The sequence below is a fragment of the Marinobacter sp. EhC06 genome (assembly GCF_001650915.1).
Lineage (GTDB): Bacteria > Pseudomonadota > Gammaproteobacteria > Pseudomonadales > Oleiphilaceae > Marinobacter.
The window spans coordinates 82,957-97,719 of record NZ_LXYO01000002.1 but is presented as its reverse complement, the minus strand read 5'-3'; the positions used below and the strand labels follow the sequence as shown (position 1 = coordinate 97,719).

Genomic DNA, 14,763 nt, shown 5'->3' with positions numbered 1-14,763 from the left:
TTGGATTATCAGTAAACAACTCGATGGCAGAGAGTGTCCCGGCCATCAATGAGAATTCGTGCCATGGATTTTGGCAGGTCATCGAACCGGCACTCGCCGGTGATCAGCGCATCCAGCGCATCGTCCTGGAGCAGTTCCAACGCCAGTGCCAGGCGTTTGCGATAGTCCCACCGTGGAACGCGGGAGGGCCCAATCTGGCCCACCTGGCTGGATTTAAGGGTCATACGCCGCGGATGGAATGCGGCACCCAGTGGTGCAGGTACCAGCTGATCCCCGTACCAGCTCATTTCAACAATGGTAGCCTCCTGGCCAGCCAGCCCCAGGGCCGTTTCCAGGCCCGATGGGTGGCCACTGGCATGGATTACCAGATCGTGATCGTCGGCCCCGGGCCCGCTGCTGAAAGTAAGCCCAAGCTGCTCGGCGACGGCGTGTCTCTCTGGATTCGTGTCGATCGCGGTGACACGGGTTCCCGGAATGCGCCTGGCTAGCCAGGCGACTAGCAGGCCAACCACACCGAGACCAACCACAGCAATCCGGTCACCGACCGCTGGTGCGCCATCCCAGAGGCCGTTGACAGCGGTTTCCATATTGGCCGCCAGAATCGCCCGCTCGGCGGGCAGGTCTTTCGGCAAAGGCGTTACCGCCGATGCCGGCACCCGATAGCGATTCTGGTGCGGGTACAGGCAAAACACGGTCTGCCCCACCAGCTCAGCAGGCCCTTCAGTCACCTTGCCGACGTTGGCGTAGCCGTATTTCACCGGCCACGGAAAATCCCCTGCCTGGAAGGGGGCCCGCATTGCGGTGTATTCACTTCTCGGGACCCGACCATGAAAAACCAGTGATTCGGTACCCCGGCTGATGCCTGAATAAAGGGACTGAACAGTGACCAGCTCTTCTTGCTCTTTAACCCCGGGTTCCGCCAACGGCGTTTCCTGAATCTCGCCTTTTCCGGCGCCGGTTACCCACCAGGCCCGGGCCATTGTCTCGGTGTTGGGAGTGTCAGGGGCACGTTGCACTTCAGGATCGCGTTGTACTTCAGGATCGCGTTGCAATGGGAGCTCCTTTCTTGGCAGTGTTCTCAGCGGCTTTTGTCGTCGCCCTTCCCGGGCTGAACCTTCAGGTCTGAACGCGGTCAATGCTCGTAAGCACACTCAGACATATCAACTATAGTCAGTGTACAGCGCATCCGGGGTGTTTGATGCCTGCAAACCTATACGCTGGAGTTCAGTGATGGATTCTAACGGCAGTTCAGCTTCACAAAAGGTTCCCCTGCCGCTGGACCTCGCCTGGGGGTTTGGTCTTGTCGCCCTGCTATGCCTGGCCACAGGCTGGCTCACCGCTCCACCCGATCTTTTCTATTTGCTGGCAGCCGCACTTTATCTGGGCGTTTGTGGCCTGGTTATCCGGGCCTGGCCCGAAACCCGGGACTTCGGCTGGGCCAACCGGGCAACCCTTTTGAGGGGCTGCCTGGTGATTGTCCTGGTGGCCCTGGCCCCATTTTCCGGACACCTGACTGACAGCCTCTGGCTGTATGGCTGGATGGCATTGCTGGCGCTGATTCTGGATGGAGTGGACGGCAAGGTTGCCAGAGCGACAGGATCCGAGAGCGACTTCGGCGCCCGGTTCGACATGGAGCTGGATGCCCTATTCATCCTCGGGCTCAGTATCGCCGTTCTGACACTGGGCAAGGCGGGCATATGGGTGCTGGCCCTTGGCCTTATTCGCTACGCCTTTGTTGCTGCCAGCCACTTCGCCGATTGGCTGAATGGGCCACTGCCGGACAGCTTCAGACGTAAGACGGTTTGCGTATGGCAGATCGTTACCCTACTTGTGGCGGTACTGCCGCCAGTCAATACGCTGTTTGCCACCACCACCCTTGCAACCGCCCTTGCGCTGCTGGTGTGGTCGTTCTTCGTGGATATTCACTGGCTTTATAAGAGGAGACATCACCATGATGTTCGTTAACCGGAAAACCCTTACCCACTCTGCCATTGCCCTGCCTGCGGCCCTCGCATTGAGCCCTGCAGCCATGGCCGAGCCGCAAAACTTTGTCGTTGATGACGAGCACTTCTCGATGTTCTTCGAGATCATGCACATCGGGTATGCCCCGGTGATGGGCATGTTTCGGGAAGTCGAAGGCCAGTTCGTTTACGACGAGGAAGCCAGGGAACTCAAATCCGGCAAACTGGTGTTCCAGAGTGACAGCGTGTTTACCAACCACAAAAAGCGGGACGAACACGTTCGAAATGAAGACTTCCTCGACAGCGAAGAGCATCCGGAGATCACCTTCACCGTCACCGACTTTGAAACCACCGGCGAGAACACCGGCAAAGTAACAGGAGATCTGGAGCTGCTGGGCCAGACCCGGCCCGTGGTTCTGGATGTAACCCTGAACAAATCTGACGTTTACCCCTTCGGCCACGAGGAATACACGCTCGGGATTAGCGCTTCCGCCACGCTGAAACGCAGTGAATGGGGCATGACCTATGGCCTTGATGGTCAAATGGTCGGTGATGAAGTGAAACTGCACTTCGGGTTCGAAGCCATTCGGGAGTCCGGCTGGCTCTGATTACTGATTGAGTGTTCCGGGCAACTGGAATGTGACCCGGCGCACAATGCGGACACATTCTGTTACACAAACAGGCCGGTTTTTTGGGCTGCGGCGTAATTCCCGTTATGTTTAGACCTACAACAACAAACAAGGGACCTGCCGCATGCCCGGTAAGGCAGCTTTACTGTTCACAATGGTAACCGCCGGTGTGGTTGGCACCGGGTATCTGCTTTCCGCCGACAACCACCGCCAATTCAGTTGGCTCACCGAGCTGGCCAGCACAGACGAATCTGGGTCTGTTCAGAACACACAGCCGGCAAAGCAACCGCCCAACGCCCCCACACAGCAACCCGAGCCTCCATCGGACAACGCCCTTGGCTTCATGCTGGCCAGCGTTGCCGACCAGTACGCCAAATCCACCCGTTTTCCTGCCTGGTCGGTGCCACTCAGCCCGGAACAGGCCAGCGCCTATCGTGGCAATCACTACGAGCCGGTCAGCCTGCCACTGGAGGGTAAAGGGCAATTCACGGTCACGCTTGAAAAGTACCGGTTTACAGAGGGCGAAGAGATCCTTGTTGCTGCAGCCATCCAGGGCCCTCAGGTGGTTGACCGCTCTCTTTCTGCAACCCTCGAGCGACCCGAAAGTCGGGATGCAGTCGCTAGCACCACACTTCAGGAAGCCGGTTCGCCGGGTTACTTCGAGGGCGTTCTGTCCGCCGACGAATCACCGGGTGAATACCGCCTGATCGTCGAAGCCCGACTTGACGGCAAACCGGTTCGCCATGCCTCAACGCTGACCATTGAACCTTACCTGGGCGACTTTGAGGGACTGGGCGATGCCCGCATCAGTAACAACAATCTGATTATCCCCGTTCGGTTCTCACCGGAAGATCCCGGCTTTTACGCGCTCTCGGCCCAGCTTTACGTCGGGCAGCGTCCGGTTGCCCAGCTGCAGATGGAAAAAAGGCTGGACAGCACATCGGACACCATCAACCTGAAGGCACACGGCACGGTATTGGCGAACCAGACCGTGGACGGTCAACTACAGCTGAAGAACCTGCAGATTCGCCAACTCCCCGCCAGGCCAGGTGACAGAACCAACTACGCGTTCGGCCCTGACGAGGGCTACACATTCACACCGCCGGACCTCGACAGTCTTACCGATACGCCGGCGGTGAACCCCGAATCAGAACAACGGGCGGCGCTGCTGCGGCAGCTTGCCGACAAGTTCTGATGGCAGAGCGTAAGCTCTGCGCCGGCTGACGCCGGGCTGTACCGCCAGAAATGGCGGAGAAACGTCTTTTGACAACAATAATTCAGCAAAGACGGAGCAACTATGAAAACAACAAAGATCGGAAGTGCCTGTAAGACCGCCCTGGCGGTCGCTATCACCGGCAGCCTCTTTGCCGGCACCGCCCAGGCCCAGCTGGCCGGGCACAATGTGATACTGGTGCACGGATTCCAGCAGGAAGACCTGGCCAATCCTCCCGCCAACCTTCAGGAAGTGAAGAGTGCTGGTGAGGACTATTGGCGCACCTTCTGGCTCTCCCGTGCCGAAGCCCGTATCGACTGGGGCAGTGACGGACGTGTTGAGGGTGGCATTGCCCAGCAGGCCTATGAACAGATGCGGCAGATCAGTCAGCAAGGGCTGTGCAATGACTACTGCATCGTCGTCTCCCACTCCACCGGTGATCTGGTTACCCGCTATCTGCTGGAAAACCAGGCTCGGTGGCTTCAGTCCGAGGGCCTTCAACCCCTGAAGATCCTGGCAGCCCTGGATTACTCCGGCGCCGGGGGCGGGACGGAACTGGCCAACCTGGCCCTGAGTCTTGCCTACAACGACAGCTGGTACAACTGGCCCCTCAGGGCGGCCGTCGAAGCCTTCACCGGCATAGAGCCGGAGCCCGGCAAGCTGGGCGTGGTAAATGACCTGCAGACCAACGCAGCTCGCAACCTGGCGGTAAGCCCGAATTCAATCCCCAGGCTGCGCTTCGTGGCCGGCGGCTCCTCCTATGGCGGTATCACCAAACCGTTCATCGCCGGCACCGACGATGGCGTGGTGCCCACCCATTCGGCTTGCGGTGCAACCTCCGCCACCGGGATTGATTCCTGCTCCTCCAGCATCAGCCTGGCGGGCAAGGTAACGAGCCAGAATGGCCCGGGCGCTCTGTACTACAACCACTACCCGGTGCTGATGAACGAGGACGTTACCCACAGCGGTGTGCTGGGCTCCGAGACGGGCAACATCTCTGTACCGGTAGTCAACAACACCACCCTCAACGGTCTGCAGGTGGACTTCGCCAGCCGCACCTACAACAAGCGCGCCTGGTGGCAGTGGTGGGGTTCCGGTGACCGGTACATTGAGGTTCCCGGCTCGGACCAGACGGATATGTCCAATCTGGTGTACACAACTCTGAATAACTAGACCCATCCGGACCATGTAAACGAAAGGCTCAGGGAAGAGCCACTTCTTGCCTCGGTAATTCTACCCATCTTTTCTTTTTAGTTCGCAAACTATACATTGGTTCGCTTCCCCGTTTGATTCACCCACTGCCGGCAAGCCATATCCGATGTCTGACACCCACAAATCCGATCTGCTCCTGATTGTTGTCACGCTGTTTGCGGCCATCAGCTGGATGTTCTCCAAAGAAGCAGTGCTGCTGATGCCTCCGCTGATGTTCATGGCTGCGCGGTTTCTGATTGCCGGCACGGTGCTCGCCTTTTTCGCCCGCCGCTCGCTGATGAGGTTAAGCGTGGATCAGCTTCGTCGAAGTGTGGGTGTGGGCCTGGTATTCGGCACCGCCATGACCTGCTGGGTGATGGGCCTGGTTCATGGCACCAGCCTGGGCGAAGGCGCTTTCCTGACCAGCCTGGGTGTGGTGATTGTCCCTATCATTGCCCGATTGGTGTTCAAGGAGGCTCAGCCTCCAAGTACGTGGTTGGCCATTCCCATTGCGGTTGCCGGGCTGGCGTTATTATCCCTTGAAAACGGATTCCGCCCGGAAGCCGGCCAGATTTTCTTTGTTATGGCAGCGACGATCTTCGCCCTGTACTTCAATCTCAATACCCGCGCAGCTAACCAGAGAACGGTGATTAACCGGCTGGGAAAGACGGTGGAAAAGCATCGGGTACCCGCCCTGCCCCTGACAGCCATTGCTTTGCTCACGGTCGGCATGCTGACTATGATCGAGTCCATGATTATGGAGCCCTGGCTGCCTACCCTGAATAACCTTTCGCCAATACTGGTCTGGTGGGTGGCGGCCAGTGCCGTCATTGGCACCGCCGGACGCTTCCTGCTTCAGACCCTGGCCCAGAGCCTGTCTACAAACAGCCATGGCGTCGTAATTCTGGTACTGGAGCCGGTGTGGGTCGCCCTGTTCGCTGCAGGCTGGTTTAGCGAGACCATGACCAGCATTCAACTGGCCGGCTGCGGTCTGATCTTCGCGGCACTGATCGTCAACCGCTGGGCGGTTCTGAGCAAAGTCATCAAGGAAAAACTCCGGAGCCGGAAAACCGCATAAAAGTGGTTGACCAGCATCGGCTGAATCAGTATATTTCGTCCCCGTTGCAGGACACAGGACCATAGCTCAGTTGGTTAGAGCGCTACCTTGACATGGTAGAGGTCCCCAGTTCGAATCTGGGTGGTCCTACCACTCCTGCGAAGAAAGTCAGTTACTTACATCCGCTGTAAGAACTGGCTTTTTTTGTGCCCGCAATTTCCCTGCTGCCTCCGTTACCTGCGATCGCCATCCGGTACAGTGAGAAGTACACCTGTACGTCGGCGAGCATTTATGCTCACCTTAACTTTTAACGAGCAATATTGCGCAGAGCCAGGGAGGAGCCTATACTTTTACTGAACTATTCAGTAATGGGCCTATAGATATTGAGGGCCAGGAGAGGCAGCCATGCTTGGCTTGAAGCACCATCAGCCGTTGGACACTACCCCGCCCACCAATTCCGGACGCGTACTGACAGCTACCCATAGCACAGCAGGACTTCGCTGGTTATTCGAACACAGGGAGCACTGGGGGCTGACTATGGATCAACTGGGAATCCTTCTTGGTGGCATTCGCCGCAGGACGCTTACAGATTGGCAGCAGCGGGCCAATCGTGGAGATGAAGTGGAAGTCTCACGGGATACCATGGATCGAATTAGCCTGCTCCTGGGCATTCACAAGGCCCTGACACTGCTTACCCCGGCCGGACATGAGCAACTGGCGTATGAGTGGTTCCAGACACCAATCGAGCTTATGGGTCTGCAGGGAACATCGATCCGCGACTACCTGCTTAAGCAAGGGTCCATGGATGCGCTCTATTACGTTCGCCGGAACCTTGACGCGATGCGCGGATGAGAATATCAAAACGACAGGGAGTATGGGTTGAATCGTGTAAAGCCTGAATGGAAGCATCACCGGGTCATCCATAGCAAGCACCCTCCGATCGACTGCTTTGAAAGCCCCGACTCCATGATTCTTGCCGAGCTGGAGTCCGCCACCAGCGACCGTATTGCGCATTGGCCCCGTTACGTCGATAAAGCAGACTTTCGGGCCGGCCCCGGCTGGAGCCCCGTCATGGCGTCCTTCTGCTACCCCGCTGAGGGGCGTTTCAATACCAGAAACCGTGGGGCTTACTATGCGGGCGATTCTGTTGAAACGGCACTCCGGGAATGGGTCTACCATGCAGGCAATGTGTGGCGGGGCTTTGGTGTTGGCAACGATTTTTCAGCAGTGGTCCGTTGCTACAGTGGCCACGTGGCTAAACCACTGGTGGACCTTCGGAACCAGCACCAATACATGCATGAAACCAACTATGAAACCGGGCAGAAGGTCGCCGCGGATCTTCTGAATGCTGGTGAATTCGGGGTTCTTTATAACTCGGTCCGCAACCCGGGGGGAGAAGCCATTGCCCTGTTCCGACCACCGGCAACGACACCCGTTGTTCAGGCTGGCCACTATACGCTCTACTGGGATGGCCAACGATTTACCAAGTACGCCCGGCTTGAGGAGTTCAGACCGCTTTAGGCGGTTAGCCCTAGGGCTCCTCGAGGTTCTTTTCCTGCCCTACCAGGATCAATTCTTCCAGATCGAATCCTTCCGCCCTGGCCCGATCCCTGAACGCCTTAATCGCCTCTTCGCTGACTTCCGGCGTGCGTGAGAGAAACCAGAGATAGTCACGGTCGTAACCGGTCACATAGGCATACGAATACTCGTCTTTGTCGAGTTCGAACACCACGTAAGAGGCGTAAAAGGGCCCGAAGAAGGACACCTTCAGATGGCCTGTGTTTTCGTCTTCGACAAATACGGCGCGGCCGTCAGCTTCCTCCCATTGCTCTTCTTCGGCGTTATAGCCGCGGTTGATGACCTTGATGCTGCCGTCGTCGTTAAGGCTGTACTCGGCACGAACATTGGTGAGGCCGCGCTCGAATGAATGGTCCAGGCGGGCGATTTCGTACCAAGTACCCAGGTAGCGGTCACTATCAAAACCAGAGACTGGCTCAATGCCTTCCGGAAGGCTGGTGCAGCTGGCCAGACCCATAAGCCCGACTATCAGGAACCATCTTCTTAACGCTGCCATCATCGCTAAGGCTCCATTTTCGAGTAACAGATACAACAAGGGCCAGCAGTTGCTGGCCCTTGTTTTAAACGTTGTAGAAGTCCCGATACCAGTCAACAAACCTGGCAATCCCCTCCTCGACGGGAGTCGCCGGCTTGTAGCCTACGTCGTCGATCAGATCATCGACATTGGCATAGGTGGCGGGCACGTCTCCCGGCTGCAACGGAAGCAGTTTTTTCTCCGCTTTCTTGCCGACCCGCTCCTCGATAATCTCGATAAACCGGGACAGCTCAACCGGGTTATTGCTGCCAATGTTGTACAAACGGTATGGAGCCTTGCTGGTGCCAGGGTCCGGGGTTGCACCACTCCATTGATCGTTGGGCTCGGCAACATGATCCAGGGTCCGGATCACGCCTTCCACGATGTCGTCGATGTAGGTGAAATCCCGGCGGTGGTGGCCATGGTTAAAGACGTCGATGGGCTCGCCGGCGAGTATCTTTTTGGTAAAGATAAACAGTGCCATATCCGGCCGGCCCCATGGACCATAGACGGTGAAAAACCGCAGGCCTGTGGTTGGCAGGTTGTACAGATGGCTATAGGTGTGGGCCATGAGCTCATTCGCCTTCTTGGAGGCCGCGTAGAGACTCAGAGGATGATCCACGTTGTCGTGCACCGAGAAAGGCATGGTCTCGTTGGCGCCATATACTGAGCTGCTGGAGGCATATACGAGGTGTTTCACCTTGTTATGCCGACACCCTTCAAGGATGTTCATGAAGCCAACAAGGTTGGCATCCACGTAGGCGTGCGGATTCTCGATCGAATACCGCACACCTGCCTGGGCTGCCAGATGCACCACCCTTTCTGGCTTGTGCTCAGAAAAAAGCGCTTCCATGGCGGTTCGGTCTGCCACATCCTCACGAACCTCGGTGAAGCCCGCCTTGCCAACCAGGCGCTGCAGCCGGGCTTCCTTCAGATTCACATCGTAGTAGTCATTGACGTTATCCACGCCAATAACTTCATCTCCCCTGTCGAGCAGGCGATGGGCCAGATGAGAACCGATAAACCCGGCCGTACCAGTCACAAGAATCTTCAAGTGTCTCTCCTTGAAAGGAATGCCATCCTTAGAACGAAACGCCTGCACTCACGAACGGGCCACCAATCTCGACATCGAGGCGATCATTGTCATCTTCGTAATCAATGGACATCTGACGATAGCCCGCACGGAACTGGATCAATGAGATTTCGTACTGACCGTAGGCGTTGAAATCGTGCAGCGAGTCGCCGTCGAAGCTGATGAAATTACCTTCTGCCCCCACAGACAGGCCGGTTAACGGCAGATCGAAACGCGCTGCCAGGTAGGCCATGGGGATAACAGCGTCGACCTTCGTTTGGCTCGAAGGAACGCCGGTAAACGCCTCTTTAACAATCAGCTCACCTGAAAAATCGCGTGCGGTCAGGCCAAGATCAAGGTTTACCCAGTTATCAAGCACTTCGTAATAAAGGGTCAGATCCAGCTGTTCCAGATCCAAATCGGACTGGACCTCACCAGTAACGCCGTCGAAGCCAGCGAGACCTACATCGCCTCGACCACTCTGTTCAACCAAAGTGTAGTTCAACCGAACATTGGGCAACAGCGGCACCGGATGCTCAAGGTACAGGGAGGCATTGGCGTTGGTATCGCTATCGAGATTCAGATCGTTCTCGACATCCACAACATCGTTGTTGGTGGCAGCCTTACCGGAAAGATCAGAATCCCAGTAACTCACGCTGGCACCCAGACCAACCACGTCTGCCTGTGACAGAGGCGCCACCAGCATCAATGAACCACCTACAGCAAGCATCAGTTTACGCATGACACACCTTCTATTTGTTGTCTGTTTCGATCAGTCGAACTGGATTCCCAACCGGCGCCCGACTTCCTCGTAAGTCTCAATGACCTCGCCGAGGCCCTGACGGAAGCGATCTTTATCCATCTTCTTGCGGGTTTCCTTGTCCCAGATGCGGCAACCGTCCGGGCTGAATTCGTCGCCCAGCACGATCTTCCCTTCACTGCGACCAAACTCCAGCTTGTAGTCCACCAGCAACATACCGGCGGCGTCAAACAGGGCCTTGAGTACGTCGTTTACACGGTAGGTCAGCACTTTCATCTGCTCCAGCTCATCAGCTGCAGCCCAGCCAAAGCTGACGGCCAGCGATTCGTTGACCATGGGATCGTGGAGCGCGTCGTTCTTCAGGAACAGTTCGTAGGTTGGCGGATTCAGCTCCTGCCCTTCTTCTACGCCCAGGCGGCGGCAGAGGCTGCCAGCGGAGACGTTACGGACCACGCATTCAACCGGAATCATGTCCAGTTTCTTCACGAGCGATTCGGTGGACGACAGCAGTCCCTCGAAATGTGTGGGTACGCCCGCCGCCTCAAGTTTTTCCATAATGAACGCATTGAACTTGTTGTTCACCATGCCCTTGCGATTGAGCTGTTCCTTTTTCTCGCCGTCAAAGGCGGATGTGTCGTCACGGAACTCCAGCACAAACCGGTCGGGATTGTCAGTCCGGTAGACGGATTTTGCCTTGCCGGCATAAAGTTCTTCGCGTTTTTCCATTGGGGTTCTCCGAAAAGCGGCCGCCCTGGGCGGCCTCTTCCTGAATCAGTATAGGTAATCGAATAGTTGCGCGAGCAAATCCGGCGTAGTACGGCTGCCGGTGTAGCCCGGAACCTCCTCGGCAGAGATGACAATGGCGTCGCTCTGCTGGCTAAGGCTCACTGTATGGGTATGCTGGGGTTCTTCCTTGTCGCTGAACCAGCTGAACCAGCCCGAATCCCGCTCATCTTCGGTGCGGAAGTCAACATGGAACCAGCCTTCACTGCGGTTAAGATCAACAACAGGAATTCCCGAGTCTGTCAGTGCCCGGCTTACTTCCGCCCAGGAGCGACCGTAATCAAGCTCCATGCGGATCGCGACCGCCTCATCATTTTCCGAGATCAGGCGGACAAGGGGATCGCTGACCATACCGGATGCAGCGCGGGAAAAGGATTTGGTTTCCTCCCGGGCCCTGAGGAAATCGCCCAGGTCAGACAACAGGCGTCTCTGCAATTCCAGCGCCTGCTCCGAAGGATCGGATACACCGGTCCAGGGGATCAGCTCTTCCGGCTGATCCGGAACTTCCAGTTTGCGCACCTGCACTTCGGTGGTCTTGCGTCGAACGCCGGGGGCCATACGCACCTGCAGGACCACTTTCTGTTCGCCGGCAGACGGGTTATCGGAAAGTTCTACCAGATTCCGGGCCCGCTTGCTGAAGTTGGCAAGTTCGGTCTGCAGGATGCCCAGTTGAGGGCTATCGAAGCCAACACCCAGACCGCGCTCGGAAAGGTAGCTGTTCACCGCCGGCCAGATTCTTCCAGGCACGTCGTTTACCAACAGCCAGAGACGGCCATCGAGCTCTTCGATCACGTAGTTTTCATCCAGGATGTCCGAGGTCATGTCCGGCGGCTGCGGTATATCGGACGGATACATCTTGCTGGCATCGGCCGGCTGGACATCACGGATTGGCATGGTCTGGCTGAAGCGGGAATCGTCAGCGGTTGCCGGCAATTCCAGTGGCTTCCCTTCCTTCGCATTCACATAGCGTTCGGAACGATCTTCAACAAGACTGCATCCCGAGGCTGCTGCCAGAAGCAGCAGCCCGGATACCATAACAACGGGTTTCAACATCAGGGTACTACCGGTTCCTTTTAGAACCTGCATCAGGTTACTCCGGGGATGGGATGATTTAAGCAAACTCAGAGTACACCTGAGGCCTTGAGGGCATCTTCCACTTCGCCATGGAATTTTTCGCTGAGCGGTGTCAGCGGCAGACGAATGCCTTCCCCAATCATCCCCATGCGATGGAGCGCCCACTTCACCGGAATCGGGTTCGCCTCGAGGAACAGCTTCCGGTTGAGAGGCATGAGCAGTTCGTTAAGACGCTCGGTCTCTTCACGGTTTCCTGCTACAGCCGCTTCGCATAGCTGGGACATTGCTTTCGGAGCGACGTTGGCAGTAACCGACACGTTGCCCTTGGCACCGGCCAGCATCAACTCCGCTGCAGTGGCATCATCACCCGAGTAGACCGCCAGACGGCCATTCAACGCTTCGATCAGTTCAGCGCCGCGGGGAATGTTGCCGGTGGCGTCCTTGATTCCCACAATATTCGGGATATCCGCAAGCCGAAGCACGGTCTCGTTCAGCATGTCGCAGGCCGTTCGACCCGGCACGTTGTAAAGCATCTGGCTCATGCCGGGGACGGCTTCGGCAATAGCCTTGAAATGCTGATACAGGCCTTCCTGGGTCGGCTTGTTGTAGTAAGGAACAACGAGCAGACAGGCATCGGCGCCAAGCTTGTGGGCTTCCGCAGTCAATTCAATGGCCTCACGGGTACTGTTACCGCCCGTGCCCGCAATAACGGGGATACGTCCGTTAACGCGTTTGATGATATGGCCAATGGTCTGGCAATGCTCTTCCGGGTCGAGCGTTGCGGATTCGCCGGTGGTGCCCACAGCAACGATGCCGTGCGTGCCGTTTTCAATATGAAAGTCTACCAGCTTGTCCAGATCCTCCCAGTGAATGTCACCGTTTGGATGCATGGGCGTGACCAGTGCGACAAGGCTACCCGTAATCATAAAAGCTCCGTCCGAATAAAACCGATATGGTAATGTTGGGCACGAACTGACACAAGGGAATTAAAGGAGATGTCATGCCATCAGTTGAGTTAAACAAACCCGTTCCGGATTTTGAAGCTCCGGCAACCGGAGACCAGACCATTCGACTGGACGATCTTAAAGGCCAGAATGTGGTGATTTATTTCTACCCGAAAGACAACACACCCGGCTGCACCACCGAAGGCCAGGACTTCCGGGACCGAATGAAGCAGTTTGAAGAACTGGATACGGTTATTCTCGGGGTATCAAGAGACGGCCTGAAAGCCCATGAGAACTTCCGCGCCAAGCATGAGTTTCCCTTCCACCTGATTTCAGACAAGGACGAAGCCCTCTGCAACCTTTTTGACGTGATCAAGCTGAAAAAGCTCTACGGCAAGGAGTACATGGGCGTCGATCGCAGCACCTTCCTGATCGATAAGGACGGAGCTCTGAGAGCTGAATGGCGTGGCGTAAAAGTCAAAGGCCACGCGGACGAGGTCCTGGAAGCTGTAAAGGCGCTTTAGGCGCCTTTCAGGCGTCGCTGGTCTCGGTCAGCGGCGCAGACTCCTTTACCGGCCAGGCGGCAAACACAGCCTTGAGCATGGTTGCCAGCGGAATGGCAAAGAAAACACCCCACAAGCCCCAGATGCCCCCGAAGAACAATACTGCAACGATAATTGCCACCGGGTGCAGATTGTTGACCTCCGAGAACAGAATCGGCACCAGTACGTTGCCATCCAGCGCCTGGATAACACCGTAGGCCACCATCACCCAGATGAACTGGCTACCCCAACCGAAGGCGAACAGGGCAATCACCGCAACGGGGATGGTAACAACAGCGGCACCGATATAGGGAATAACCACGCTTAGCCCAACCAGCAGAGAGAGCAGTGCCGCATAGGGCATGCCCAGCAGTTTGAAGGCAATGTAGGTGGCGCCGCCCACGATCAGTATCTCCACCGCCTTGCCGCGGACATAGTTGGCGCACTGAAGGTTCACCTCGTGCCAGATCTGCAGCATCATCGGGCGCTGGGGCGGCAGCAACCTGGCAATGGAGCTAAGAAGAACTTCCCGATCCTTGAGAAAGAAAAACACCAGGATGGGCACCAGCACCATATAGATAAGCAATGCCACGAGATCTGGAATGCTGGACAGCGAGAAAGACACCAGCCATTGGGTCATATGTCCCACTTCGGTACTCACCTGGCTATAGACCGTGCTGACAGCCTCGCCGGAGATCAGGTGCGGGTACTGCTGCGGCAGCAGCTCAAGATAGGATTGCAGCTCGCGGATGATCCGCGGTGCCTCACCGGCGAGGTTGCTCAACTGGGTCCAGATTAACGGTAAAAGGCCGAACAGAAAGCCCACGAGCACACCGAGGAACACCAGGAATACACCAATGATCGATACCGTCTCCGGCACACCCAGTTTGTTGAGCTTGGTCACCAGGCCCTGCAGAATAAAGGCTATGATCAGAGAGGCAATGGCCGGCGCAAGCATCGCACCAAACCAGATAACGAAGATGGTTCCCGTTACCAGAATAAGGAACAGGATGACGGCTTCTTCATCCGAGAAATATTTGTGGGCGAGACCGCGTAGTGTACTGATCATTTACAGCTCCGAATCCTTAACCGCCGCACTTTATCACAAACCGGTACTGCCCGGCGGACTCAGAACTGCTCATCAACTTGTGATCGGACAACTGCAGGAAGGCCGGGATATCGCGGGCCGAACCGGCATCCGTGGCAATGACCTCAAGTTCTTCGCCCGGCGACATGCTGTTCAGTTCCAATTTGGTCTTCAGCAGAGGCATGGGGCAGCGTAACCCGGAGGCATCAAGCGTTCGATCAACCATACTAGCGATACACTCTCGCAAAAATTATAAGCGGATTTAACAAGCGGGCATTATGCCGACAGTGATAATGTATTGCATCACAATCCTCTTCAAGCAGGGGATCAGAACTTTTTATCGTAAACCGCTGTCAAA

The 14,763-nt window shown here is 56.6% G+C and carries 17 protein-coding genes and 1 tRNA gene; 9 read left to right on the top strand and 9 right to left on the bottom strand.

All coding sequences use genetic code 11. The features are described from left to right. Nucleotides 1–8 precede the first annotated feature (8 nt). Nucleotides 9–1,016, bottom strand: coding sequence for a zinc-dependent alcohol dehydrogenase (locus A8B84_RS02885; RefSeq protein ID WP_082905052.1), 1,008 nt, complete (start codon nt 1,014–1,016; stop codon nt 9–11). A gap of 214 nt (nt 1,017–1,230) precedes the next feature. Between A8B84_RS02885 and A8B84_RS02880 the strand changes: the two genes are divergently transcribed. From A8B84_RS02880 to A8B84_RS02845, 8 genes are all read left to right on the top strand, one after another. Then, nucleotides 1,231–1,965, top strand: a complete 735-nt coding sequence (locus A8B84_RS02880; protein WP_064228331.1) for a CDP-alcohol phosphatidyltransferase family protein — start codon at nt 1,231–1,233, stop codon at nt 1,963–1,965. Continuing rightward, nucleotides 1,952–2,569 carry a YceI family protein gene (locus A8B84_RS02875; protein ID WP_138103102.1) on the top strand — a complete coding sequence of 206 codons (618 nt, stop codon included), beginning with the start codon at nt 1,952–1,954 and terminating at the stop codon, nt 2,567–2,569. Before A8B84_RS02880 ends, A8B84_RS02875 begins: the two co-directional genes overlap by 14 nt. Before the next feature lie 145 nt (nt 2,570–2,714). Next, complete coding sequence (locus tag A8B84_RS02870; RefSeq protein WP_064228330.1) at nt 2,715–3,785, top strand: hypothetical protein; 1,071 nt, start codon at nt 2,715–2,717, stop codon at nt 3,783–3,785. Nucleotides 3,786–3,887: 102 nt separating this feature from the next. Next, nucleotides 3,888–4,976: a hypothetical protein gene (locus tag A8B84_RS02865; RefSeq protein ID WP_064228329.1), complete on the top strand. Its 1,089-nt coding sequence runs from the start codon at nt 3,888–3,890 to the stop codon at nt 4,974–4,976. Nucleotides 4,977–5,121: 145 nt separating this feature from the next. Further along, entirely contained in the window at nt 5,122–6,072 is a 951-nt protein-coding gene (locus A8B84_RS02860) for a DMT family transporter (RefSeq protein WP_064228328.1), read from the top strand. 55 nt (nt 6,073–6,127) lie between these two features. After that, nucleotides 6,128–6,204: transfer RNA gene (locus A8B84_RS02855), tRNA-Val, on the top strand. Between the two features lie 252 nt (nt 6,205–6,456). After that, nucleotides 6,457–6,903 carry an antitoxin Xre-like helix-turn-helix domain-containing protein gene (locus A8B84_RS02850; RefSeq protein WP_064228327.1) on the top strand — a complete coding sequence of 149 codons (447 nt, stop codon included), beginning with the start codon at nt 6,457–6,459 and terminating at the stop codon, nt 6,901–6,903. A gap of 27 nt (nt 6,904–6,930) precedes the next feature. Beyond that, nucleotides 6,931–7,572, top strand: a complete 642-nt coding sequence (locus tag A8B84_RS02845; protein WP_064228326.1) for an RES family NAD+ phosphorylase — start codon at nt 6,931–6,933, stop codon at nt 7,570–7,572. A gap of 10 nt (nt 7,573–7,582) precedes the next feature. On the opposite strand, the gene A8B84_RS02840 is transcribed toward A8B84_RS02845, so the two are convergent. The 6 genes from A8B84_RS02840 to dapA all read right to left on the bottom strand — a co-directional run bounded on the left by A8B84_RS02840 (nt 7,583) and on the right by dapA (nt 12,758). Next, nucleotides 7,583–8,128, bottom strand: a complete 546-nt coding sequence (locus A8B84_RS02840; protein WP_082905047.1) for a lipocalin family protein — start codon at nt 8,126–8,128, stop codon at nt 7,583–7,585. Nucleotides 8,129–8,189: 61 nt separating this feature from the next. Continuing rightward, entirely contained in the window at nt 8,190–9,197 is a 1,008-nt protein-coding gene (locus A8B84_RS02835) for an NAD-dependent epimerase (protein WP_064228325.1), read from the bottom strand. 28 nt (nt 9,198–9,225) lie between these two features. Further along, the gene (locus tag A8B84_RS02830) at nt 9,226–9,957 is read right to left on the bottom strand and encodes a TIGR04219 family outer membrane beta-barrel protein (protein ID WP_064228324.1); all 732 of its coding nucleotides are present in this window, start codon (nt 9,955–9,957) and stop codon (nt 9,226–9,228) included. 30 nt (nt 9,958–9,987) lie between these two features. Further along, nucleotides 9,988–10,701: a phosphoribosylaminoimidazolesuccinocarboxamide synthase gene (gene purC / locus A8B84_RS02825; RefSeq protein ID WP_064228323.1), complete on the bottom strand. Its 714-nt coding sequence runs from the start codon at nt 10,699–10,701 to the stop codon at nt 9,988–9,990. A gap of 45 nt (nt 10,702–10,746) precedes the next feature. Continuing rightward, nucleotides 10,747–11,844: an outer membrane protein assembly factor BamC gene (bamC, locus tag A8B84_RS02820; RefSeq protein WP_064228322.1), complete on the bottom strand. Its 1,098-nt coding sequence runs from the start codon at nt 11,842–11,844 to the stop codon at nt 10,747–10,749. Between the two features lie 35 nt (nt 11,845–11,879). Further along, nucleotides 11,880–12,758, bottom strand: coding sequence for a 4-hydroxy-tetrahydrodipicolinate synthase (dapA, locus tag A8B84_RS02815; RefSeq protein WP_064228321.1), 879 nt, complete (start codon nt 12,756–12,758; stop codon nt 11,880–11,882). Nucleotides 12,759–12,832: 74 nt separating this feature from the next. Between dapA and A8B84_RS02810 the strand changes: the two genes are divergently transcribed. Then, on the top strand, nt 12,833–13,300 hold the full coding sequence (locus tag A8B84_RS02810) for a peroxiredoxin (protein ID WP_064228320.1): 468 nt from the start codon (nt 12,833–12,835) through the stop codon (nt 13,298–13,300). A gap of 7 nt (nt 13,301–13,307) precedes the next feature. Here the strand turns inward: A8B84_RS02810 and A8B84_RS02805 are convergent, their stop codons facing one another. Further along, nucleotides 13,308–14,387 carry an AI-2E family transporter gene (locus tag A8B84_RS02805; protein ID WP_064228319.1) on the bottom strand — a complete coding sequence of 360 codons (1,080 nt, stop codon included), beginning with the start codon at nt 14,385–14,387 and terminating at the stop codon, nt 13,308–13,310. A gap of 16 nt (nt 14,388–14,403) precedes the next feature. Beyond that, nucleotides 14,404–14,631, bottom strand: coding sequence for a sulfurtransferase TusA family protein (locus A8B84_RS02800; protein ID WP_064228318.1), 228 nt, complete (start codon nt 14,629–14,631; stop codon nt 14,404–14,406). Nucleotides 14,632–14,763 lie beyond the last annotated feature (132 nt).